This is a genomic window from Limosilactobacillus ingluviei str. Autruche 4, from assembly GCF_000312405.1.
Lineage (GTDB): Bacteria > Bacillota > Bacilli > Lactobacillales > Lactobacillaceae > Limosilactobacillus > Limosilactobacillus ingluviei.
This window is the reverse complement of record NZ_HE997173.1, coordinates 346278-369907: the sequence shown is the minus strand read 5'-3', so window position 1 is coordinate 369907 and position 23630 is coordinate 346278. Positions and strand designations below refer to the sequence as shown.

The following is a 23630-nucleotide window of genomic DNA, read 5'->3' as shown; positions in this document are numbered from 1 at the left end:
TTACGCAAATCAGTACAAGTACAAATCCACACGTAAAAAGGTTAAAAAGTTGATCTGATAATCTTTTTCGAACTTCTGTCATTAAAACTGAGATTTTAATGACAGGTATATTTTAAACAAAAACTTCCCTTATCTTAGTTTTATTTACGATTATTGCGCCACCGGCGAACTCGGTGCCACACCTCACTGACCACTAAGATCACAATGATCCCAATGGCAATGGCATACCCCACGACGCCCAAGCGATAAATGTGTGGGTGGTCAATGCTGCTTTCAACTAACATTGACGAACTAAGAATCACAGCGGCCAAAATAATGACAACTAAAAGCCGGTTGGCAATCCGTTCAACTTGTTTGAGTAATTGGCGTTGACCTTCATAGCGCAATTTCACCTCAATTCCACCACCGTTAAAGATGTCCAGAGCAGTATCAAGCCGTTCCGGTAGTTGACCCGCCGAATCTAAGACCGACCACAATTTAAACACAGCATCATCGGCTAAATCACGGACTTTCAACTTCCGTTTGAGGTAGGCTAAGCCGAATGGCCGGGCTACAGCCATCATTGAAAGTTGCGGGTCAAGGCGGGCAATCGTTGCTTCCAACGTTCCGAAGGCTTTGATCAACAATGTTACTTCTGGCTTAATTTGGAGATTATTCTCCTCACAAAGCTGAATAATTCGGTACAACATATTTGAAAAATCAATTTGACCGAGCCCTTGTGCTAAGTACGGACGCAAAAAAGTGCTCAACTCTCTGGTAAAGCGTTGCTGGTCGAGTTCCCCCGTTTGATTGCAAATGGCCAGGGTAGTTTGGGCGATCCGGTGGTAGTCTTTACTGGTGAGCGCCAAAATCACCTCCGCAATCCCGTCCGCAATTACTGGCGTGAGACGCCCCATCATGCCAAAATCAAGGTAAACCAACCGGTAAGGTGGTAACGGTGTTTGCTGCTGATAAGTAATTGAAGTTTGTTTAAATTCATGCGTAACCGTCTTACTGGTAGTCATCTCCCCGGCCGGAGCCGGTGTAACAAGCAGGTTGCCTGGATGAGGATCGGCATGGAAAAAATGATCGACAAAAACTTGCTTCATAAAGTTATGAACTAACGCGATTGCAAGCAAGTGATTGCGTTCTTGTTCTTCAGCCGTAGCAGCATCAAAGAAATAGCGAATGCTCTTTCCTGTCATCGCTTGGTTAACTAACACCTGCGGGGCACAAAATGACCGGTAAACTTCGGGCACGATAAAAATCCCCTGCTTATTATTCAAGCGGTAAAATTCTTCCCCATTTTTAGCTTCATGAAGGGTATCAATTTCACTCAACAGTGAGCTGCTGACTTCATCCAGGGTCCGGTCCAAATCAACGACGGCCGTCTTAGCTGGCACATACTTGATCATTTTAATCGCCCGCCGCAACAAGGCTAAGTCAGTACTGACCAGCTGGGTAATTGCTGGATGTTGAATTTTCACGACTACTGGGGTGCCGTCTAACAATTGGGCATGATGCACCTGACCAATTGAAGCTGAGGCAAACGGTTCGGGCTCAAATTGTTTAAAAACAGCGCTAAGCGACTTTCCGGTTGCCGTTTCAAAAGTATGTTCCACACTCGAAAACGGGTCTGCTTTAACTTGATCTTGCAGTTTACGAAGCGCCTTTACGTAGTCGCCTGAGACTAAATCGGGGCGAGTCGAAAGGATTTGGCCCAGTTTAATAAATGTGGGCCCTAACTCTTGTAGGGCCCCACAAATCGCCTCCGGCTCCCTTTGGTGGTAAAAATTGGAGATGAAATGGTATTTCCGCATCACGGCCATAATTTGCTTTAGGCGGACGCTTTGTTTAAGTTCTGCCGGTTGCTGTTTTTCCATTGTTGACTCCCCCATCTCTACAACTAACTTATTGTCCTCATTTTACCGCATTTATTGAAACATTGGTTAAAAATCGTGGCCTCTTAGCAACGGAGAACGCACTAATTAGTTAAAATTTTTAAATTGCTACTCATTCGTAAGCGTTTTTTCTTAATTGATTAAAGTAAAATGAGAAACTTTTAATCTTAGTCCAAGAGACGCGTTGACAGGTTCGCTTAGCCTCCGATATACTTTTAGGTGTTGTTAGATAACACTTTTGCTCAAGTGTAAGGAGGAATTTGTCGATGTCTTATATTGATGATGTATATACCCGTGTTGTTGAACAAAACCCCGCTCAGCCGGAATTTCACCAGGCTGTTAAAGAAGTGCTTGAATCAATTCGCCCAGCCGTTGAAAAAGATGAAGCCAAATACCGGCAACTCGCTTTGTTAGAACGGCTGACGACGCCCGATCGGCAACTCCTCTTCCGCGTGCCATGGGTTGATGACCAAGGCCAAGTACAAGTTAACAATGGGTACCGGATTGAATTCAACAATGCCTTAGGTCCTTACAAGGGGGGCTTGCGGCTTCACCCTACTGTTAACCTGGGAATTTTAAAGTTCTTAGGCTTTGAACAAATTTTCAAAAACTCCCTGACGACCTTGCCAATTGGTGGGGCCAAAGGGGGCTCAGACTTTAACCCAAAGGGAAAGTCTGACCGGGAAGTCATGGCCTTTTGTCAAAGTTTTATGACTGAGCTGCACAAGTACATCGGGGCCGACATCGACGTCCCAGCTGGGGACATTGGAACGGGCGCCCGGGAAATTGGCTATCTTTTTGGTCAATACAAGCGCTTGACCAACCGCTTTGAAGGAGTTTTGACGGGGAAAGGCCTCGAATGGGGAGGCTCCTTAGCCCGGACGGAAGCCACCGGTTATGGCTTGTTATACCTGGTGAATGCCCTGCTCAAGGACCACGCTGATGATTTGGCGGGTAAGACCGTGGTCGTTTCCGGCGCTGGGAACGTGGCGACCTATGCCGTCGAAAAAGCGCAACAATTGGGTGCTAAGGTCGTGACCGTTTCTGATTCAACGGGGTGGATCTATGACCCCGCTGGGATCGACGTTGCTTTGCTCAAAGAGGTTAAGGAAGTTCGCCGGGAACGTTTAACGGCGTACGCCGCCGAACGTGACAGCGCTGAATACCACGAAGGCCGTGGCGTTTGGGCAGTTAAGGCTGATGTCGCCTTGCCATGTGCGACCCAAAATGAATTGACCTTAGATGATGCCAAGCAGTTAGTTGCCAGTGGAGTTAAGGTCGTAGCTGAAGGTGCTAACATGCCAACGACTTTAGATGCAACGAAGTACTTGCAAGAAAATGGCGTGCTCTTCGTGCCTGGGAAGGCCGCTAACGCCGGTGGGGTTGCCGTTTCTGCCCTTGAAATGAGCCAAAACTCCGAACGCTTAAGCTGGACGTTTGAGGAAGTAGACGGTCAATTAAAGCAGATTATGGAAACGATTTACAATAACATTGCCACTACGGCAAAGGAATTCGGGGCTGAAGATGACTTCGTAGTTGGGGCCAACATTGCCGGATTCTTAAAGGTTGCCAAGGCGGTTGAAGCTCAAGGAGTTTGCTAAACATCCCCTTGTCAGTAAAAAAAGGCTAGTCCCACGGGACCGGCCTTTTTTATTGGGCTTAATTATTGAATTGGGTACTTAGTGACTAATTCAGCTACCCCAGCCGCCACTGCCTGTAAGTTGGCTTGGTCGGTCGGCGCTGCTAAGGCTTGCAAGATTAACTTAGCTACCTGCTGAGCATCGGCTTCCTTAAAGCCCCGGCTGGTAATTGCTGGCGTCCCAATCCGCAGCCCACTCGTAACAAATGGACTGCGCGGATCATTCGGAATTGATTCCTTATTAGTGGTAATGTGAACGGAATCGAGCAAGGCTTGAGCTTCTTTCCCCGTCAATTCAGTCTTGGTTAAGTCAAGGTTCAATAAGTGATTTTCTGTTCCCCCAGAAACAACCCGCACCAGATCCGATGCTTGGAAAACTTCAGCCATCGCGGCGGCATTTTTAACTACTTGTTGGATATAATCAGCAAACGCTGGTTGCAAATCTTCATAGAAGGCTTGGGCCTTGGCCGCAATTACGTGTTCCAACGGTCCCCCTTGCGTCCCTGGGAAAAGAGCAAAGTTAAACTTCTTGCCCAATTCAGCATCCTTAGAGAGAATCATCCCCCCGCGCGGCCCCCGTAACGTCTTATGGGTTGTCGTGGTTACTACGTCTGCCACCGGAATTGGACTAGGGTGCGCACCGGTAGCGACCAAACCAGCAATGTGAGCCATATCAACCATCAAGTAAGCTCCAACTTCATCCGCTATTTCACGGAAAGCTTGCCAATCAATAATTTTACTGTAGGCCGAAGCCCCAGCGATAATCAGCTTTGGTTGCACTTCTAAGGCTTGTTGCCGAATAGCAGCGTAATCTAATTCCTCAGTTACCGGATTCAAGGCATATCCATAAGCTTGATAGTTTTGCCCCGAGAAGTTCACTTTTGCGCCATGGGTTAAGTGTCCCCCAGCATCCATCCCCATCCCGAGGATGACATCCCCCGGCTGAAGTAAAGCTTGATAAACGGCCATATTGGCTTGCGAACCAGAGTGGGGTTGTACGTTTACGTACGCGGCCCCAAATAATTCCTTCGCGTAATCAATTGCTTGTTGTTCAACTTGGTCGATGAATTCACAGCCCCCGTAGTAACGCTTGCCGGGGTAGCCTTCCGCATACTTGTTGGTCAAAACCGACCCTTGGGCTTCCCGGACCGCATCAGAAACGATATTTTCCGAAGCGATCAGCTCAATTGTTGCCTGTTGTCGTTCTTCTTCTTTTGCCATTGCTTGCCAGAGTGCTGGCGCCTTTGCTGCATATTGCATGGAATCATCCCTTCTGATGTCTATTGTTGGTTGCTTTACTCTTATTGTAGCAAGAAACCAACCGCATCGACCAGTCTTGGCACTGAAAAATGGTACAATTAAAAATAATGACTACTGAGAAAGGATTGATAAAATGGCATATGCATTAATTTATACCGCAAAATCGAGTGGTAAAACTTCCTATTGGGCCAACCCTGGTTTTACTGGCAACGGTAAACGAAAGTATACTTGGGAAAACCCGGGTGAAATTCACTTTGCGCAACTTAAACAACAATACCCGACCCTGTTTGGCAATAAGAGCACAGATCGCTTTGAAATCTTAAACTTAGCTACCGGGCAAAAGCAACCAGTTGCCACGTCCCCCGCCCCTAATTACCAGGTCAAGCGCAAACCGACTCAACCAACCCCGCAATCATTAACGGCCCACCCGAAAATGTTTAGGAAGACCCCTTACTTAATCGTCTTAGATAGTCCAAATCAACCCCGGCGGTACTGGAGCAATTCCCAAAAGAACTTCATTAAATCAATTAATGACCGGCTGTCTCGCTGGGCCGATTTAGCAACCGCCCGCGAAAGTTTAAAATGGCTGCTGAGCAATGACCAATTCAAGGAGCAATTCGCTAAAGGAAGGGTAACCATTCTGAACAGCCAAACTGGCGAAGCCGTCCTTTCCCCCGCCGAAGTGGCTAAACTGGCGACTAGCGTTAAAACTGCTCAAACACTGCCGATTCAAGCAGCAAAACAAGGCCAACGTGCCGCCAACCAGACCCCAGCCCAACGTGCCTTGGACCAACACTTTGGCCAACTGCCGACCGAAGCTGATCTCCGGGCTGATACGGCCTTACCGGATGAATTACCGGGTATTGATTTGGCTAAGTATGATCCAGCCTTAGTCTTCGGCGCCGCCAGCTACTTGATTGACGCCTTAAAAGAGCGCAAAACCGTTAACCAGTTGCTGAAAAAATACGATGGCGCTATTTTGCAAGATTACTTGCACGTGTTGGAATTCGTCGGTTTAGCCGATCTAGACATCCAAGACTTCACCAGTTCCTTTCAGGCCAACCGGCAAGAGCGCCGGCAAATTAAAAATTTAAGTCTCTTACTAAATGCCCTCGCCCAAGCATTTGATCCCGACAAATTCTGGGCCGCGCTAAAAGATGACTCCGCTAGCAACCAGTACCACTTCCGCTCTGCCAGCACGGCCAAACAACTGCAAGCGATGATTAAGTCGTTTCAGCAAGGTACTGCGGACCACCCAAATGAATAACCATTTATCCTTAGTTGGACTGGCAACTGCCAAGTCCAACTTTTTTTGTCCCTCTCCCGATCTTGAATGCGCTTTCGTGATAACGTATAATTAATTTAATTACTATTAGTCAGGAGGCATCATCATGGTTAAATTTGCTGAGTTTGGGGTTGAAGCGTGGCTCAATCGTTGGGAAAAACAAGCCCGCTATGATATTTCACAGAGTACGATTGCCTCAATGACGCTGGCAGAATTGTTCCAGCTAACGGGGGATGATTTACCCAGTTTTTTGGCCGCAGCCACCCAAATGCCCGAAAACTATGGTTGGATTGAAGGCTCACCGGATTTTAAAACGGCGGTTGCCAAGCTGTATCAGCAACTTTTGCCGACCAACATTTTGCAAACCAATGGGGCAACCGGGGCCAACCTCCTCGCTTGCTTGGCACTGATCGAACCTGGTGACCACGTCATTGCCGAGTATCCCACCTACCAACAACTGTACGATGGTCCCAAAGCCCTCGGCGCAATCGTTGATTTTTGGCATCTCCATCCGGAAACCAATTGGCAACCCGACCTAACCGAACTACGCCGCTTGCTGCAGCCCAACACAAAGCTAATTTGCCTTAACAACGCCAACAACCCGACTGGCACTGTTTTGTCGCGCGATACCCTGACCGCTGTTGTACAATTGGCAGCCCGCGTGGGCGCTTACGTCCTAGTGGATGAAGTTTACCAACCCTTTGCGGCCCCGCAGGTCGTGCCGATTGTCGACCTGTATGAACGTGGTATCAGTACCAATTCACTGTCCAAAACGTACTCATTGCCCGGCTTGCGGATCGGTTGGTTAGCCAGTCCGGACCAACATTTAATCAAGCAAGTTCGTAAACTTCGGGACTACACCATGATTTGTGGCGGGGTATTGAATGATCAATTTGCGACCTATGCCTTACAGCATCGGGAAACTATTTTAGCGCGGAATCGAGCCCTGATTCAGGCAAATTATGCATACTATCAGAATTGGTTACAACAAGAACCCTTGCTGTCATTACAGCAACCAGCGTTAGTCTCAACTTCCTTCCCCCGGTTGGCGATTAATGAACCAACGCAAGCCTTCTGCCTCAAATTGTTGAAAGCAACCGGCGTGTTACTCGTCCCCGGAGAAGCCTTTGGTCAGCCTGGCTATGTTCGGTTAGGCTACTGTGCTCCCCAGGCAACCTTACAAGCCGGTTTGACACGCTTACGTCATTTCCTCCATCACCCCAGGGTCTAAGCCCTAATCAAACTAAAACCGCGCCAAGCTTTGACTCCTTGACGCGGTTTTGCTACTGGGCGGATAAATTTTTTTGAAGGGCCATGATCTGAACTTGCACCGACTGGTTCCGGTTTAGCCGGGCAAAGGCCAAGGCATCATTCAAAACTGTTTTGATCTGGGGTAATTCACCATGTGCCAAGATCAGGTTCTTGGCTTGCAGCAACTTCAGCCGGGGTAAGAAATAAGTCACATGCTTCACCCCGCACAGGTCCAAAGCCATCTCAATCAATTCATTACTTTGGGTAACTTCTTGTAATAGCGAATGGTATTCGGCCAAATAATACATTAAGGTCAACATTTGAAAGTAGCGTTCCCCTTGCAACTCCGCTGCGGTCGCACTGGTCACCAAATGGTTTAGGTACGTAGCAACCTTATCAAAGAAGAAGGCCGCTTGTTGCAAATCTTCTTTCCGGACATACAACACCCCTTTGCCTAAGTAGGCCAATTGAGAATAAACCGTTTGGTGCTGCTCGTCTAACGCATCGAGAATTTGGGCAAACGAAAATAACGCCTCCGCTGGGCGTTTATTGGTTAACACCGCGGACATCCCTTCGAGGTAGTAATAGTGCATTTGCTCTTCGGGAACTTGAATTGTCTGCGGATCCAATTTTCCCAAAAGTTCCTGCACCCGGCCGTAATTTTCAATCATCAAATTTTCTTCAATCAGCGTTAATAAGTCCCGCAAGTAACGAATTGACGACGGGTCTTGCGTATTCAGGTCATCAATGCTAAACCCCAGTCGCGCACACAGCTTACTTAAAATTGCCAACGAAGGAATTTGCAAGCCGTTTTCAAATTTACTTAAGGTTGATTGCGTACAGATCCCTTGACACAGGGCTACTTGCGAATAACCTAACTGCTTGCGTCGTTCAACAAACCGTTGCGTATCCACCCATTTTCACTCCCCTACGAAATATTCTTGTTACTTGAAGCTTACCACACTCTAATTAAAGTGCGCAATCTCTACAAGTGATATAAAAAATCTCCTTGTTGCTAAGGGGAAAACAACAAGGAGATTAAGCTAACGGTCGGTAACAATGACATAGGCACAATCAACCGGACCGTGAACCCCGACCACCAATTCCATTTCAATGTCCCCGGAATTTGATGGACCCGAAATAAAATTAATCGCCGAAGTCTGAAAGCCGTCCGCCAGCGCAGCTTCATATTTTTCCACTGCTTGCCGGGTGGAGCGAACCAAGCCACTTTGAGGAACCAAGGCCAAGTAGTGTTCCGGCAAGTAGTTAAAGGCGCGGCCTTGTGCTGGCGTTGTCACGACCGTAATCGTCCCAGTATTGGCAATCAGGTAATCGGCAAACCCAACGGCTAAGTCAGCTTGGTCGGCCGCTTGGGCGTTTTGCGCCCGATCAGCCGGGTCAGGCGACCAGACCGTTGTCGTGACCCCCTGCGGATGATCAGCCCAATCTGCAAGGTGATAAGCCTCCCATTGCGCTTCACCGACCCCCGGCAACAATAAGGTTTGAGCTTGAATAGTTTGAAGATATTCATCTAAGAAGCTGGCCAACTCATCGCTGGTTTTTAGATAAACTTTCGCCGCCACGGCTTCACTGTTTTGCTTTGCAGTTGTCAACAACGCTTGCGGAGCTTGATTTGCCAACACTTGGTCGGGCAAATCATTTAATGGTTCAAACGGTTGAACTTGATGCCGATCCCGGCCCGCTTGTTGGGCCAGGTGGTTGAGAAATTTTTCTCGGTTTGCCTTGGTATTGGCTTGCGCTAATAAATCAGTCATCCGCTTTCTCCTCCTTTGCTTTTACTGCCGGCGCCGGTTCAATGGGGTGATGGTTTTGATACCAGTGACGGAAATTATCCTTACTCTTGGGTGGCGTCGGAATATCCCGCAAGTCGGCCCAGCCGTGGACCAACTTCGGCGCCGCTTTGGGCAGGTGATTAATTTTGCCCCCTTCGTACATTCCCTGCACGTCATTTTTACCCATTGGTTTACTAAACGGCGCCGCGCCCGAATGCGCCATCTTCATTGCCGTTCCAAACAAGGCTGGCGAGCCAGTTCCCACGCCGACCATCTTTAAAATCAGGTTCGTCATGGAATGATCGAGGTGTTTTTCATCCATTTCAACAATCCGGTGCTTACGAATCAATTCATGAAGTGGAATCTTGACTGGACAGGTTTCCGTGCAAGCCGCACATAATGAGCACGCATACGGCAATTCTTCAAACTGATCATAACCGCCTAAAATCGGTGACAAAACTTTCCCGACGGGACCCGGATAAATTGAGCCGTAGCCTTTTCCACCAATGTGACGGTAAATCGGGCAGACATTTAAACAGGCCCCACAACGGATGCATTGTAAAATCGGTTCAAATTCCGTTCCTAACGCCCGGGAACGGCCATTATCCAAAATTACCACCCAAAAATCATCCGGACCGTCAACTTCCCCAGCAACTTTGGGCCCCGCAAAGGTACAGTACGTGGTCAGCTTTTGGCCGACCGCTGAACGAGCCAACATATTATCAAGGACTTCGGCTTCTTTCATGCTTGGGACAATCCGTTCCATCCCCATCACCACGACCTGCGTTTTCGGCATCGCCATGGTAATATCGGCATTCCCTTCGTTGGTATCCAGATTGATCATCCCTTGATCCGCAATCGCAAAGTTACACCCGGTAATGCCAAAGTCGGCCTGCATAAAGTAATTTCGTAGGTATCCCCGTACAAACCGGGCCATATGCGCGGGTTCGTTGTCACCTTGGTAGCCAAGTTTTTTAAATTCTGCTTGAATTTGATCCCGGTTTTTGTGCAAAGTTGGAAAAACAATGTGGGTTGGTTCGTCCCAATTGTCTTCTTGCAAAATAAATTCTGCGAGGTCACTTTCCAACACTTCCACGTCGGGCAAAGCGGTTAAGGTTTGATCTAATTCAATTTCGTTGGTGACCATTGATTTAGATTTCACGACTTTATGCGCCTGCTTGGCCAAGACTAACTCGCGGATAAAATCACGGGCTTCAGTTTCCGTTTGGGCAAAGAACACGTGGCCGCCCCGTTTTTCCACGTTATTGGCAAACATTTCCAAGTAATCCGGCAAGTATTTTAAAGTGTGCTGCCGAATTTGTTCTGCCAAATCCCGCCAGTCATTCCAATGGCCCATTTCACGCCGGGCTCGGGTCCGCTTAATAAATTGAGCGTCTTGGGCTTTAGCGACTGCCGCCTGCATAAAATGGTCTTGTTTGGCATCTGCCACCCGTTCTAAAAATGGCTTGTCACTGGTTGAGATCCCCATTTAAAACACTCCTTCCCCATTCGCTGGCACAACGGCCTCATCAACATCGGCCAAATATTTGATCCGGTTGACGTCGACTTGGTGGTTTAATACTTCTGCAATGTGCATTACTCGAATCGGGTGCCCCAGGCGATTCATGCGGCCGGCAATGTTCATCAAGCATGATTGCTCGGTTCCAATTAAGACTTCGGCTTCCGTATCGATAATATTTTGCACCTTTTCATCCACCATGCTGTCAGATAATTCTGGGTGTTTAGCCGAGAAAGTCCCCCCAAAGCCACAGCATAATTGAACGTTTTTCAATGGGATGCGATTCAAACCTTTAACATGATCCAGTAAAACGAACGGGGCCGTGCGTTCACCAATCAACCGGGTCATATGACAAGACCGGTGAACCGTGGCCTTGGCATCTAGCTGGGCGCCACAATCAACAATCCCCAACACCCGGTAAATAAACTGACTGAATTCGTAAATCTTATCAGCCACTTGCTTGGCTTTTGGACCATACACCGGGTCATCCTTTAAAATCGCTTCATACTCTTTAATCATGAAAACGCACGAACCTGACGGGCCAACGATGTAATCAGCATCAACACTGGCCAAGGCGTCGATTTCATTTTTAAAGGTTTTCATGCTGCCAGCGGCGTACCCACTATTGTAAGTTGGCTGTCCGCAACAAACTTGCTTGGTTGGCAAAAAGGTTTCGCACCCCAAGCGCTCTAAGACTTCAACCATTGCTTGGCCAACATTTGGAAACAGTAAATCAACCAGGCAGGTTGAAAAAATACATACCCGTGGCTTTGTCATCTTAAGGCCTGACCGGCATCCCCGCTCAGGCGGCCACCTCCTTTGGTTTCAATTTAGTGCGTTTATTCACCTATTATTATACAACCGTTTCCAACTAAATCGTCAACTTTTTTCACAAATTAAAAAGCGTCAAAAACCTTTATATAAAAGCATTCCTAGACATTCCGAATTGGAATATTTCACATTCTCATGTGGAATTTGCGGTTAGATCCCGGCAGTGGCCTTGCAACTAGCTGCACAATCCAAAAACCGGTGCGCTAGCCAACGCACCGGCTTAACTTTAAAACGCACTACTAGCTAAAACACAGGGCCGTTAAATCAGCCGCACTAATGTTGACGATTGGCGTGGCCGCTAGCAGAGCTGTTAATTGGGCCTGAACGGTCGCGGGACGGAAGCGTTGACCGACTAACTCCTGACTTAAGCGTGCAACATCAACATCGCTAAAGAAATCACCATTAAGGTGGAAAGCCGTTAAAACCCCGTGTTTGACCGTTAACGACAGCTTTACCAAGCCCCCACCAGGGAAATAGCGTTTTTTCGTTATTTCCGTTAGTGTTGAATCCCATCGACGGCTCGCCATTGGGTTGGCGTTAAGGTTAGCGGCGTCACTTCATCCGAGGTTTGCTTGATACTGGCTAATAACCGTGTCCGAAATTCAGCCGCCGTCATGGTTGGCAGGCCAGTCTTTAAATTAATGACCCGTTGGTGAACCGAAGCGATATGCTTGGACCTAAGCTTTAGGTTATCAACGTGTAAGGCCGCCGCCATTGTCTTAACATCCGTATCAAAGAGTAAACTGCCGTGGTGAATGACGTGACCAAAGCGGTGATATTGCGCGTTTCCGGAAAACTTCCGCCCTTGAAAAGTCAAATCATTTCGGCTCGACTGCTGCACCGGGAGTCCCATTTGTTGCAGCGCTTGACAAATTCGCGCGGAAAACTGCGTAAAGTCAATTTTGGCCGTGGTTGCTGGGGCAATAAAACTATATTGAAAACATCCCGGATCGGTATAGATCGTCCCACCACCGGAATAGCGCCGCGTCACTTGCAATTTTTGCCGTTCAGCAAACGCCAAGTTAACTTCCGCTAATGCATCTTGATATTTTCCCAACATAATCGTCGGCCGGGTTGACCACAACAAAAAGACCGTACTGGGATAGTTTTGTTGTGCCAGCCAATATTCTAACGCAAAAAGTTTTGTCGCATCATTACTGGTTGTTGGCAAATACAACATCAGCGCGTCACCCCCACGGCCGCCAGTTCCGCGCTGGCCTTATAAGAACTCCGCACCAACGGCGAACTGGCCACGAATTTAAAGCCTTTTTGCATGGCAACCCGGTAGTAGGTCTGGAAGCGTTCCATCGGCACCCATTCCCGCAATTGATAGTGCTTTGGTGATGGTTGCACATACTGGCCAATTGATAAGAAATCTACACCAGCGGCAATCAAATCGTCCATCGTGGCATAAACTTCCTCATCTGTTTCACCAAGCCCGAGCATAATCCCTGTCTTGACGTAGGTCCCCGGAGCCGCGTGTTGATGGGCATAGCGCAAAACGGCCAGGGAGTGATCATAGGTAGCGCGCCGATCCCGAACCAAAGGAGTCAGCCGGCGAACGGTTTCCATATTGTGGTTAAAGACCTCTGGTTGCGCCGCTAACACGCGCTGTACCAAAGGCGTTTTGCCTTGAAAATCAGGCGTCAGCACTTCAATCGTCGTCTGCGGCGTTAGATGGCGGATGGCCTGAATTACCCGCACAAACTGATCTGCTCCTAAGTCAGGCAAATCATCACGGTCCGTGCTGGTGACGCAAACGTGCTTAAGACCTAATTTTTGAATTGCTTGGGCAACATGTAGTGGCTCCGTCAAATCAACTGGGGCTGGTCGTTTATGGGGCACATCACAGAAATGACAATTACGAGTACAATTGGGCCCTAAAATCATAAAGGCGGCCGTCCCCGTCCCGAAACATTCACCGATGTTGGGGCAATTTGCTTCGGCACACACGGTATTTAAATGCAATTGGTCCAGCAACTGACTGACTTGCTTCACTTGCGTCTGATCATAGCGAACCCGGAGCCATGCTGGTTTCTTTGTTTGCGGCGTTGTCATATATGCTCATCTTCTTTCAATCATTTGTCACCGTGACCACCCCGACTACTTCTCCGGCTTTAACGGTAGCGCCTTCGTCAACCCGCTGTTCGGCTACTACCCCCGTTACTTCACTCGGGACTTCGCTGATGACCTTTTCTGATTCGACTTCAAACAGGACTTCCCCCTTTTGAATGTGCTCACCAACTTGCTTTTCCCAGGTCCCAAAAAAGTATTGATCTGATTTGGGACTTAACTTCGGCATTCTGATTTCCGTTTGATGCATCCTTTTCCCCTTTCTGGTCGGCGCAACGTCAACCAAGCCAACTGAGACAAATCTTTATTTTAGTTTCATTGTAGCACTCGCACTCGTTGCCAGTGGAACCGTTTTCATACGATCTTGGCATCAAAAACAATTCCAGCAAAAAAGCAGTCCCCGTATCAGAGACTGCCTTTAGTGTAAGCCCAGGGCTATTTTCGCCGCCTGACTCATTCGTTCAATTGTCCACGCCGATTCCCAAACAAATTCTACGGCAACATTCTTTACCTCAGGTACCATCATTACGGCTTCCTTGACTTGATTGGCCAAGTAGCCAGTCAACGGGCAGCCCAGCGTTGTTAAAGTCAGTTCAATCAAGCAAATACCTTCGCAATCAAGATCGATGGCATTGACCAACCCCAGATTAACGATATCGATCTGTAACTCCGGATCGATTACCGTGCTTAATTGCGTCACAATTTCAGTTTGAATCAACTCAGCCTTCCGCATCCGAAACTGCTCCCATCGTTTGCCCAAAAATTTTGGTGCGAATTTTTTGGCCCGTCGGGGTCCCGGCTAAGCCACCCAAGCCCGTTTCCCGCAAACTGGCTGGCATGGCCTGTCCGACCTGCGCCATGGCTTGGATGCATTCATCAGCCGGGATCAGGCTCGTACACCCAGCCAGGGCGAGGTCAGCAGCGATCAGCGCATTGCCGGCACCAATCGCATTTCGTTTCACACACGGAACCTCAACCAGCCCCGCGATCGGATCACAAACCAGCCCTAACAAGTTGCTCAACGCAATCGCAACAGCTTGTGCACTTTGGGCCGGCGTTCCCCCCGCGGCTTCAACTGCTGCCGCCGCAGCCATTGCACTGGCTGACCCGACTTCTGCCTGACAGCCCCCCGTTGCCCCAGCAATCCCGGCTTGGTTGGCAATGATCAAGCCAATCCCACCGGCCGTAAATAAGAAGCGAATTAAGGCATCACGAGTTAAATGGCGTTGTTGCTTTAACGCCATCATCACGCCCGGCAAGGTTCCGGACGAGCCTGCAGTTGGGGTGGCACATACTACGCCCATGGCTGCATTTACTTCATTAGTCGCCATGGCAGCTTGTACGGCACTTAACATCAAATCGCCACTCAGCGATTGGTGCTTGGCCCGATAAGCGCGGAGTTTGGCTGCTTCACCACCGGTTAACCCCGTGGCTGAGCGTACCCCTTGCGCGCCCTGTGCTGCGGCGGCTTCCATCGCCGTTAGATTTTGGGCCATCCGCTGCCAAACTTGCCGTTGACTTTGACCACTCGCCTCACACTCAGCTTGGATGATCAATTCCGCCAAACTCTGGTGGTTTTGGGTTGCTGCTTGAACTAGTTCGTCAATCCGGTTAAACATTGCTGGTTCCTCTCACAAGAAGGTTAAATCAGGATATTGGTGCATCAGTTGCTCCACTTGTGGGGTGGCTAGGGCTTGTCCCAAGTTCAACACGTAAACAGCCCCGGCCTGCCCACGCTTAATTTGGCGGCGTTTAATCGGAACCAACTGGCGTAAATGTTGGACCAATTGCCGCGCCCGCAATTGGGCATGATCAGGCGCATAATACAGGGCGAGGGGCAACGCACCGGCTAGTTGAACTGAAATCCCGTGCATCGTGACCGCCCGAATTTCAATCGTCCCACCCCCAATTGAACAACCACTGATTTGAAAATGCTGCTGGCCAGCCCATAATTCGATCACCGCCGTATTCGGATGATGGATGGGACTCGGGCCACTTTCTTCGACAAAGCGTAAATCCAGCCCTGCTTGCCGAGCTAATTGGGGCGCTTGGGGAACTCGCGCATCCGCTGGCGCTAACCCCAATAAGCCGGCTGCAATTGCATAATCCGTTCCGTGCCCCCGGTGAGTTAAGGCAAACGATTCATAGTAATGAACCGTTGCCTTGTGTGGCGTTTGCCACAACAACTTCCGTGCTGCTTGGCCAAGGGCAACAGCACCTGCCGTATGCGAACTAGAGGGCCCGATCATCACGGGCCCAATAATATCAAAGACACTCCGGTAGTTACCACCCATAAGTCATTTCTCCTCATCATTTCTTCCGTTATCTTACACCCCTCCTTCACAGTTACCAACCCTTTTTAAAATAAAATTTTTATGAGAAAAACGGACCGCGACTAAAGCCGCGATCCGTGCAACCATCAATTCAACTGTCAATCCTGCCAACGAGCTTTTAAAGCCGGTAAAATCAATTGCGCAACGATAATTCCGGCCAAGCCCTGTAAGAGATTGGTCCCAATGCCTAAAAAGCCGGCCACCCAAGTATAGAGAAACGAATCAGCCAAGAAATAGCCCCCGACCATTACCAATGCCCCGACGGCCAAACTGCTCCACTGACCGAGCTTAGTTTTCCCCCATCGTTGGTAGCACCAGCCGGCAAGGACCCCTTCCAAACCATGTGCTAAGAGCGAGAAGGGCGCATATTGCGCATAACCAGAAATCAGATCCAAAAAAGCGGTGCCAACCCCACCAACGATCCCACCACCAAGTGGGCCTAAGAGGGCCGCGGCAATTAAGATACTGGCATCAGAGAGATTAATATTCCCATGCGTCCACGGAATCGGCAGTAAAAAGAAGCGGCCACAAACAATGGTTAGTGCCATTAAAAGTGCCGTTAGCATCGCCCGGTAAAGTTGTTTATTTTTCATTTTGAATTCCTTCTTTCGCAAGTTGCTGCAGCAATGCGGTTAATCGTAAGCCATCCAAGCGTTCGGTGGCCGTACAAGTACGCGAAGCCGCCACTGCAAAAGCAACCCCGGCCTGGGCGGCTTGAATTGCTTTTGCGATTGGGTAGTCACATAGCAGATATCCCAGCAATAAAGCCGCAAACACGTCGCCAGTCCCGTAAAAATGGCCCGGGATCGGCGGTGCCCCTATAAAACGAAGCTGATCAGCCTCTAACCATGCACACCCGACTTGACGTTCATAATGCACGCCCGTTACGACCACCGTTAATTGCGGATGGCACGCCTGTATGGTTTGCATCGCCCGCTGAAGATCGCTGATTGCCGGTTGCCTTTGCCACGGTTGATTCACCAACCAGCCCAGTTCGGTCCAATTTGGGGTAATTACGGTTGCCTGACTCAACATTTGTTGCATCGCGGTAACCGTGGCTGAAGTCAACCCGGGGTATAATTTACCATTGTCACCCAAAACTGGATCAAGCACACGAATGGGGATGGTCATGGTCGCCAACCGCTTGCGCAATTGCATCAAAAGCTGTGCATTCCCAACGTAGCCAATTAAAAGCCCCGCAAAATTAACCGCCAGTGTTTGCCAATGTTGCAAGGTGGCGTCAATAAAGGTCGTCAGCGCTTGTTGTGCCGGCTGGCCAAAGCCTTCCGTTTGCGTTGATAACATTACGGTCGGTAGCAGGGCCGGCTGATGCCCCTGGGCGGTTAATAGGGGTACCGCCGCTAAACTCGAAATTTGATTTAAAGCTGAAAGATCCTCCATGATCAAAGCTTTCGCCATTCTCTCACCGCCCTTTAATTTAATTCTAAAATAAAATAATAAACATGAATGCAGTAATTGTCAATTTCAATCAAAAAACGCCTTCCTAAAATTAGGAAGACGTCCTTAGCGTTGGCAAATTAATTATTCACCACGCGATTTGCTAGTTCGTAACATTTAACAAAAAAAGCCTAACAAGGTTAGACTCAAAGTAGACTAAAAAAGGAGTCTTTGCCTTGTTAAGCTACTTTAAGTCTAGTTATGATCGCCATGATTTTCAAGCGGTTTTTGCCTACACTTGTTCTGAATTACAACAGTTGATGCAAGATTTTGTCCCACGAAAATTTATGGAACGGCGCAATATTGAACACGTCAAACTATCTGACGCTGAGATAATGGCCCTAATGCTCCTCAAAACGCAATATCATGTTCCAACTTGGACGGCCTTTTACGATTTAGTGCAAGCTACGATCCCTTCGTTACCCTTGTTGGAGTATTCACGCCTAATCCGTCGGATTAACCAGGTCACACCAGTTTTTCAAGCAATTCTCCGAGGATTGCTAACGTGGACTACGCCTTCCCAAACAGCCATTATCGATAGTTATCCGCTCCCGCTTTGTCAAGGGGTTCGTGATGCTCGAGCTCGCTTGTTTGCTGGGATTGCTAACATTGGCTATAACGCTACGAAACAGCTGTACTTCTATGGTTTCAAAGTTCACATGATCGTAGAACCTAGCGGCCTGATTCTCGATTATGAAGTGACACCAACGTCAATCCATGACGTTAAGGCTGCTCCAGAATTGATTCAAAACTGCCCTTGTCCACAAATTCTAGCTGACGTCGGCTACGTCGGTAAAGACTTACGAAGTAAGGTTAAGCAACAAGGTCACAACATCTGGACGCCGTATCGTTCAAATATGAAAGGTGCAAAACAGCATAATAGGTCAGCCCGTAAGCGGACGCGTCGCCTTATTGAGACTGCATTTGCTAAATTGAAACTCTTGGGAAGTGAACAGACTTATGCTCGTAGCTTGGTGGGATTGCAAGCACAAATCGAGGCACTTGTCATGACGAATAATCTAGCAAAATTTGGAATGTTACAAACTAGCAATTGACGTATTATTCACCACTTAATTCAACTAAGATCTTGGCTTGCGTCTTATCGCTGATCAGAGTATCAAACCCTTCAGTAACAATGTCGTCTAAGCCGATTTGCTTCGTGATAATTGGTTCAACCTTAATCTTGCCTTGGGAAACCAAGTCCACCGTCTTTTGGAAGGCATCCCGGGAGTAAGCAATCGTTGAAGTAACCTTAACCCCAGTGTTGGTTAACAGCATTGGGTTAAATTCAATTGGGCGAGCAAAGATCGAAACAATTACCATCGTCCCACGCGCCTTGGTGGATTCAATCGCTTGAATAAAGGTTGGTTGGACCCCGGCAACTTCAAAGGAAACGTCAACCCCGTTTGGTACCAACTTGTGAATTTCTTCCACCGCGTTGACTTCACCAGAGTTGATTACGTCAGTTGCCCCCATTTCTTGGGCCTTCTTTAACCGGTTTTCTGACAGGTCACATACAATAATCTTCCGGGCCCCGGCCGCCTTAGCTGCAGCAACTACTAAACACCCAATTGGGCCAGCCCCAAAGATTGCTACGGTTTCACCGAACCGCAGATCCCCTTCCTTAACTGCTTGCACTGCCACGGCAGTTGGTTCAATCGTAGCAGCCAACTTCAATGGGAAGTCACTTGGCAATTTGTAAACGTTGTGAGCAGGCACATTTACGTGGGAAGCAAAGCCCCCGTCACAACTCAAGCCAATAAAGGAGTAGCCGTCGTATACGTCAACATCATCAGCCCAACGTTCGTGAGTAATCGTTGGGTTAACAGTTACGTGGTCACCAACTTTCACATCGGTAACGGCTGGGCCAACCTTTTCAACCACCCCTGCGAATTCGTGACCCATCGTTAATGGGGCCAGACCACCGGTTAGTTCGTCTTGCTTTTCAACCGGAATAAAGACAGGTCCTTCAACGTATTCGTGCAGGTCACTCCCACAGATACCAGCCCAAGCCACCTTAACTACGACTTCATCGTCCTTTAATGGCTTTAGTTCAACATCTTCTACACGAATATCCTTAACACCATGCCATACAGCTGCTTTCATTATTGGTCCCTCCTTATGCGATTAGCATCATTTAACCTTGTGAATTTATAATATCACACTATATCTGTAAGCGCTACCATCTTCGCTAAAAAAGCTTTAAATTTTTTCTGACTAACTGAGCAAGCGGTACTTTTTGTCATGTTTTTTCAAGAAGATCCTTATTTTTAGTAAGATATTAAAGAATCATCAGATAACCGAAACTCCAAAGTAAGCTTAAAGATCTTGGTGATGGACAATTTTAGTTTGCCGACTGGAGTCAACAATCAATTTTTGATTCAGCTTTTCAAAGGTATTCTGAGCTAAATCCGCATTTTGTTGATTTTGTTGGGCTAAGTAATCGCTTAATGCGCTCCCGGTTAACTGTTGCGCGATTTGGTCACTTTGCTTTAGGTTGACCTGTAGTTGGTGGTTCAATTTCTTTTGCGCCGGACGTACATCTTTGTTAATTAATTTATTCCGGTATGGATCCGTCAACACCCGGGTTAGCTTATACGTCCAGTAGTCAGAGCTTTGATCAGGTTGATCAGTGCCGCTTTGATACTGGTAAGGCGTTGTATTTACATTCGTATAGAACGGTACATACACACTGGTGGCCGGTGATGCCATGGCTAACCATTGCACACCTGCTATCTCCGCTGGCACATCATTGCGAATCTGCAAAATGTGCGACTCGACGTCGGTCGGCACGTTGATCGGCCGGTAGCCCCCGACCCATTTGCCATTAGAATCATATTTAGTGCCGTTAAAATGCGAAGCTAAGACTCGTTGGACCGTGGCAACTGAAATTTTTTGATCAGGCTTCATAAAGAGGGCCAAATCATGTTGCTTAATGCTCTGCTTTTTGCTAGGCGTTAATAAGCGCTGACCATCCCAAACCCGAGGCCAATTATAGGTCGCGTCCAACTTATTATTTATTCCAAAGGCTTGCGCATAGTTGACCCGATTCTGCGTTACTTGAGCGAGATGATGGCGTTTAACAAACTTGGCCAAGCCTGGTGAGGCCAAGTAGTTAGCATGATCGTTTAATTTTAGAGTCCCAATTGAGGTTTGATTGGCAATGACCGCATATTTGTCGTTGGGCACCCGTACGGCCGCCCAAGTGTGACCAGAGCCGATTTCCATATACCAAATGGAATTTTTATCACTGAAAATAACCCCGTTGTTTTCCGCGGACCCTTTTTCTTCAACAATCTTGCCAAGGTATTCAACCCCTTCTTTGGCTGAATGAATGTATGGCAAAACCACATCAACCATTGAAGTTTCAGCAATCCCATCCTTCACAAACGGATCTGCTTTCTGGGCCTTTTTATTGGTCGTGCCGGATTCAGTTGCACTCATTGCCACGTTAGCGGAGTTAATGCCGTCTTCACTGAATTGATCCTGCCCATCCTTTTGCTGCCAATCCGGGGTTGCCGTATATCGCAAACCAGCCCCAGGTACCGTGACTTTAAAACCATTATCCTTTGAAACGTATTCGGTTGGCCCGTTGGAAGTAGCCGGGTGAACCACAAAATGCTTGGCCCAAGCCGTATCGACATCTTCGTTGCGCGCAATCAGCGTCGAACCATCTTGACTGGCATCCTTTCCCACCAAAACCGTTGTACAAGCGCGAGCCGAAATTACTGGCCCAAGTGTGAGTCCAGCGGCCATGATTCCCGTTAACAATTGCATTCGTTTCATTATTTTACCCCCCTTTTTAAAACAACGCTTACATTTTTAATTTTAACGTTAATAAATCAAGGGTGTCAAATTGATAAAATGATTTTAATTAGAATGATATAACAAAGAAATGATCACAATTATTATCAAACCTTACCAAACAATCAAATTTCAGTATGTTCACTTTTAGAATGCTACGAATATAAAAAACCGCTTATTCACGTTCAGAAGCTTAACCCTAACGTGAATAAGCGGAGGTATTCACCGTAAATTTAATTTTCACAGAAATCACGATTCAAACAAGGTTAGGTATTCGCCGTACCCAGCAGCCTGCAGTTGTTCCTTGGGGATAAAACGCAGCGCCGCCGAGTTAATACAGTACCGTAAGCCCCCTTTGTCAACTGGGCCATCACAAAAGACATGCCCTAAGTGTGAGGCCGCCTGGGGACTTTTCACCTCAGTCCGCTCCATGCCAAAAGATTGATCCCGCCGTTCTTTTAACTTCACCAAGGGTTTGGTAAACGCGGGCCACCCGCACCCGGCATCATATTTATCTAAAGATGAAAACAATGGTTCGCCACTAACCACATCAACATAAATACCAGCTGCAAAGCACTGGTCGTACTCACCCGTGAAAGGGCGCTCCGTTGCCGCATGTTGGGTCACTTCGTATTGGAGCGGCGTTAGTTGGGCCAACCGGGCTTGCTTATCAAACTTCACCATCACTCTTCCTCCTCAACAATCATGGGTGCCTAGCATCGTTGGGGCTACCGAGTCCGTAGATAAATCAACAACTTCAACATTATCACTTAACAAGCCATGGGGGGATTTAAGTGGCAAGGTAAAGTAGGTGGCCTCAAAATCCAGAGTCATTGACTCAGCGTACTGGGGCTTGGCATAACCCTTATAGTAAACCTCACCGATGTTTGAGCTAAAATGAGCGTCAAAATCAGGCAAGGCCATTGCTTGGTCCACCAAGATCAGCTTAAAGTTCACGTCTAGCGAGCAATTTCCCAACGCCGAGAACGGTCCCACTCCATCGTCAAAATCCAAAATCAACTTCTTTTGGGGTGACAAATAACGTGCGAGCCGCGCTTGGGCGGCGGGGGTAACATTCAAATACATCCTCATCCCTGCCTTTCTAGTTTGAATGCTTTTAGTATAACCGCTGCTTACAAAAAGTAACAATAATTTGCTTGAATAAAACAAAAGCGAGACCCGGTTGGATCCCGCTTTTGCCACGCTAACGTATGAATTCAATCAACTGACATCCTCACTGAGGAACCGCCGAAGCGGCAGGAATTAATGCAAGAACAAGTTGGCGTAAATTGGCACCACAATGTCCATTGCTACGGCGATGATAACCACCGCCACGGCTGCCATGGCCCCTTGGACAGAACCAAGTTGAACGGCCTTGGCCGAACCAACCGTGTGCCCAGCGGAACCAAGCCCCAGCCCGGTCCCAACCTTTGGGATTTGCTTTAAGCGGAAGACCTTGATCAGGAATTCAGCTAAGGCGTAGATAACCACGGCGTTTAAGATACATGCCATCGCCGTTACGGCTGGATCCCCGCCAATCCCTTGGGCAATTGGCATTGCCACGGCCGTCGTAGCAGCTTGTGGCATCATTGCGGCCGTTGAAGTTGCGGACAGACCGAACAGCTTAGCCACGGCGTGAATCCCAAACAGGGAAACAAACCCACCGACAAACAAAGCAATGACACAGTCTAACCAGTACTTCTTAAAGACGTCGTTACGCCGGTACAGTGGAATGGCAAAGGCCATCGTAGCTGGGTTTAAGAACCAGAAAATAATGTCACCACCCGGCTTGTAGTAGGTCTTGTAAACGGCCGCCGTCGTGGAGCCCGTCATCTTTGCCCAGATCATTAAAATAACAATCCCCAAGACCATCCCAACCAACAGTGGCGTGAACAGGAAGAAACCGTTGGTCTTGTCAAACAGCCATTGCCCAATCAAGTAAACGAGGATGGAGATGAAAATCCCCGTAAATGGTAATGCTAATGTTGCAGCCATGATTAGTTAGCCCCCTTTTCAGTTTCTTCATCGTCATCCACCCGGCCAGTTAGCTTTTGGTGAATCTTAATTACTAATGCACCAACGTAGGCAATTACAACCAAAATGATGATCGTTGCCAAAACAGACACGATGATATCTTGTAAACCTTCGCGCTTCATCAAGTCCAAACTCCCGGCTAATTGAACCCCGGATGGAACGAACATGAAGGCAATCAAACTAATCATGAGGTCCCCAAATTTTTCAACTTGTTCCAACTTCACAATGTGCGTTGCCAACAGAATGTATAAAATGATCATCCCGATTAACGGGGTTGGGACAACAAAACTCTTTGGGAACAGACTGGAAATTAAAGCGGAAACAAAAAGAATTGCCGCAAAGATCCCCATTTGAACCAGAATTGGGGCGGCCTTCTTTTCCGGCTGCTTCTTTTCCATAACGATATCCTCCTCTCAAACATGCGGTTCTGCCCGAGCGAAAAATAATAGCAAAAACGATATCTACAGAAC

The 23630-nt window shown here is 48.0% G+C and carries 25 protein-coding genes; 4 read left to right on the top strand and 21 right to left on the bottom strand.

From position 1 onward, the window contains the following. Positions 1–140: 140 nt before the first annotated feature. Positions 141–1862: an ABC1 kinase family protein gene (locus BN54_RS01800; protein ID WP_019205418.1), complete on the bottom strand. Its 1722-nt coding sequence runs from the start codon at positions 1860–1862 to the stop codon at positions 141–143. Between the two features lie 284 nt (positions 1863–2146). Between BN54_RS01800 and gdhA the strand changes: the two genes are divergently transcribed. Further along, positions 2147–3481, top strand: coding sequence for an NADP-specific glutamate dehydrogenase (gdhA, locus tag BN54_RS01795; RefSeq protein ID WP_019205417.1), 1335 nt, complete (start codon positions 2147–2149; stop codon positions 3479–3481). A gap of 62 nt (positions 3482–3543) precedes the next feature. On the opposite strand, the gene glyA is transcribed toward gdhA, so the two are convergent. Further along, positions 3544–4779 carry a serine hydroxymethyltransferase gene (gene glyA / locus BN54_RS01790; RefSeq protein WP_019205416.1) on the bottom strand — a complete coding sequence of 412 codons (1236 nt, stop codon included), beginning with the start codon at positions 4777–4779 and terminating at the stop codon, positions 3544–3546. A 133-nt stretch (positions 4780–4912) separates the two neighbouring features. On the opposite strand from glyA, the gene BN54_RS01785 reads away from it, so the two are divergent. Both BN54_RS01785 and BN54_RS01780 read left to right on the top strand, forming a co-directional pair. Next, on the top strand, positions 4913–6046 hold the full coding sequence (locus BN54_RS01785) for a hypothetical protein (RefSeq protein WP_019205415.1): 1134 nt from the start codon (positions 4913–4915) through the stop codon (positions 6044–6046). A 124-nt stretch (positions 6047–6170) separates the two neighbouring features. Continuing rightward, positions 6171–7295 (top strand): aminotransferase, encoded by a 1125-nt coding sequence (locus tag BN54_RS01780; RefSeq protein ID WP_019205414.1) that lies wholly within the window; start codon positions 6171–6173, stop codon positions 7293–7295. Between the two features lie 52 nt (positions 7296–7347). Here BN54_RS01780 and BN54_RS01775 read toward each other — a convergent pair whose 3' ends face one another. From BN54_RS01775 to BN54_RS01715, 13 genes are all read right to left on the bottom strand, one after another. Then, positions 7348–8229 (bottom strand): helix-turn-helix domain-containing protein, encoded by an 882-nt coding sequence (locus BN54_RS01775; protein ID WP_019205413.1) that lies wholly within the window; start codon positions 8227–8229, stop codon positions 7348–7350. 129 nt (positions 8230–8358) lie between these two features. Further along, complete coding sequence (locus BN54_RS01770) at positions 8359–9090, bottom strand: LutC/YkgG family protein (RefSeq protein WP_019205412.1); 732 nt, start codon at positions 9088–9090, stop codon at positions 8359–8361. Next, positions 9083–10597, bottom strand: coding sequence for a LutB/LldF family L-lactate oxidation iron-sulfur protein (locus BN54_RS01765; protein ID WP_019205411.1), 1515 nt, complete (start codon positions 10595–10597; stop codon positions 9083–9085). Before BN54_RS01765 ends, BN54_RS01770 begins: the two co-directional genes overlap by 8 nt. Beyond that, the gene (locus BN54_RS01760) at positions 10598–11404 is read right to left on the bottom strand and encodes a (Fe-S)-binding protein (RefSeq protein ID WP_019205410.1); all 807 of its coding nucleotides are present in this window, start codon (positions 11402–11404) and stop codon (positions 10598–10600) included. 293 nt (positions 11405–11697) lie between these two features. Beyond that, complete coding sequence (locus BN54_RS01755; RefSeq protein WP_081583784.1) at positions 11698–11985, bottom strand: lipoate protein ligase C-terminal domain-containing protein; 288 nt, start codon at positions 11983–11985, stop codon at positions 11698–11700. Then, positions 11955–12638 carry a lipoate--protein ligase family protein gene (locus tag BN54_RS01750; protein ID WP_019205408.1) on the bottom strand — a complete coding sequence of 228 codons (684 nt, stop codon included), beginning with the start codon at positions 12636–12638 and terminating at the stop codon, positions 11955–11957. The genes BN54_RS01755 and BN54_RS01750 overlap by 31 nt, the downstream gene beginning before the upstream one ends. Next, positions 12638–13516 carry a lipoyl synthase gene (lipA, locus tag BN54_RS01745; RefSeq protein ID WP_019205407.1) on the bottom strand — a complete coding sequence of 293 codons (879 nt, stop codon included), beginning with the start codon at positions 13514–13516 and terminating at the stop codon, positions 12638–12640. The genes BN54_RS01750 and lipA overlap by 1 nt, the downstream gene beginning before the upstream one ends. A 16-nt stretch (positions 13517–13532) precedes the next feature. Then, positions 13533–13781, bottom strand: a complete 249-nt coding sequence (locus tag BN54_RS01740) for a lipoyl domain-containing protein (protein ID WP_019205406.1) — start codon at positions 13779–13781, stop codon at positions 13533–13535. Between the two features lie 168 nt (positions 13782–13949). Continuing rightward, positions 13950–14264 (bottom strand): metal-sulfur cluster assembly factor, encoded by a 315-nt coding sequence (locus BN54_RS01735; protein WP_019205405.1) that lies wholly within the window; start codon positions 14262–14264, stop codon positions 13950–13952. Beyond that, positions 14251–15150, bottom strand: coding sequence for an L-serine ammonia-lyase, iron-sulfur-dependent, subunit alpha (gene sdaAA, locus BN54_RS01730; RefSeq protein ID WP_019205404.1), 900 nt, complete (start codon positions 15148–15150; stop codon positions 14251–14253). The genes BN54_RS01735 and sdaAA overlap by 14 nt, the downstream gene beginning before the upstream one ends. Before the next feature lie 12 nt (positions 15151–15162). Further along, the gene (locus BN54_RS01725; protein WP_019205403.1) at positions 15163–15825 is read right to left on the bottom strand and encodes a serine dehydratase beta chain; all 663 of its coding nucleotides are present in this window, start codon (positions 15823–15825) and stop codon (positions 15163–15165) included. A gap of 137 nt (positions 15826–15962) precedes the next feature. Then, positions 15963–16457 (bottom strand): ECF transporter S component, encoded by a 495-nt coding sequence (locus BN54_RS01720; protein ID WP_019205402.1) that lies wholly within the window; start codon positions 16455–16457, stop codon positions 15963–15965. Beyond that, positions 16447–17283: a PfkB family carbohydrate kinase gene (locus BN54_RS01715; protein WP_019205401.1), complete on the bottom strand. Its 837-nt coding sequence runs from the start codon at positions 17281–17283 to the stop codon at positions 16447–16449. The genes BN54_RS01720 and BN54_RS01715 overlap by 11 nt, the downstream gene beginning before the upstream one ends. 215 nt (positions 17284–17498) lie before the next feature. Between BN54_RS01715 and BN54_RS01710 the strand changes: the two genes are divergently transcribed. After that, complete coding sequence (locus BN54_RS01710; RefSeq protein WP_019205400.1) at positions 17499–18377, top strand: IS982 family transposase; 879 nt, start codon at positions 17499–17501, stop codon at positions 18375–18377. Positions 18378–18381: 4 nt separating this feature from the next. On the opposite strand, the gene BN54_RS01705 is transcribed toward BN54_RS01710, so the two are convergent. From BN54_RS01705 to BN54_RS01680, 6 genes are all read right to left on the bottom strand, one after another. Continuing rightward, complete coding sequence (locus BN54_RS01705; RefSeq protein ID WP_019205399.1) at positions 18382–19428, bottom strand: 2,3-butanediol dehydrogenase; 1047 nt, start codon at positions 19426–19428, stop codon at positions 18382–18384. A 213-nt stretch (positions 19429–19641) separates the two neighbouring features. Then, positions 19642–21108, bottom strand: a complete 1467-nt coding sequence (locus BN54_RS01700) for a C69 family dipeptidase (protein WP_019205398.1) — start codon at positions 21106–21108, stop codon at positions 19642–19644. A 267-nt stretch (positions 21109–21375) separates the two neighbouring features. After that, positions 21376–21810, bottom strand: a complete 435-nt coding sequence (gene msrB / locus BN54_RS01695) for a peptide-methionine (R)-S-oxide reductase MsrB (RefSeq protein WP_019205397.1) — start codon at positions 21808–21810, stop codon at positions 21376–21378. Between the two features lie 12 nt (positions 21811–21822). Continuing rightward, a complete protein-coding gene (locus BN54_RS01690; RefSeq protein ID WP_019205396.1) occupies positions 21823–22212 on the bottom strand; it encodes an iron-sulfur cluster biosynthesis family protein in 390 nt (129 codons plus the stop codon). Positions 22213–22389: 177 nt separating this feature from the next. Continuing rightward, positions 22390–23121: an LrgB family protein gene (locus BN54_RS01685; protein WP_019205395.1), complete on the bottom strand. Its 732-nt coding sequence runs from the start codon at positions 23119–23121 to the stop codon at positions 22390–22392. Positions 23122–23123: 2 nt separating this feature from the next. Beyond that, a complete protein-coding gene (locus BN54_RS01680; protein WP_019205394.1) occupies positions 23124–23558 on the bottom strand; it encodes a CidA/LrgA family protein in 435 nt (144 codons plus the stop codon). Between the last annotated feature and the right edge of the window lie 72 nt (positions 23559–23630).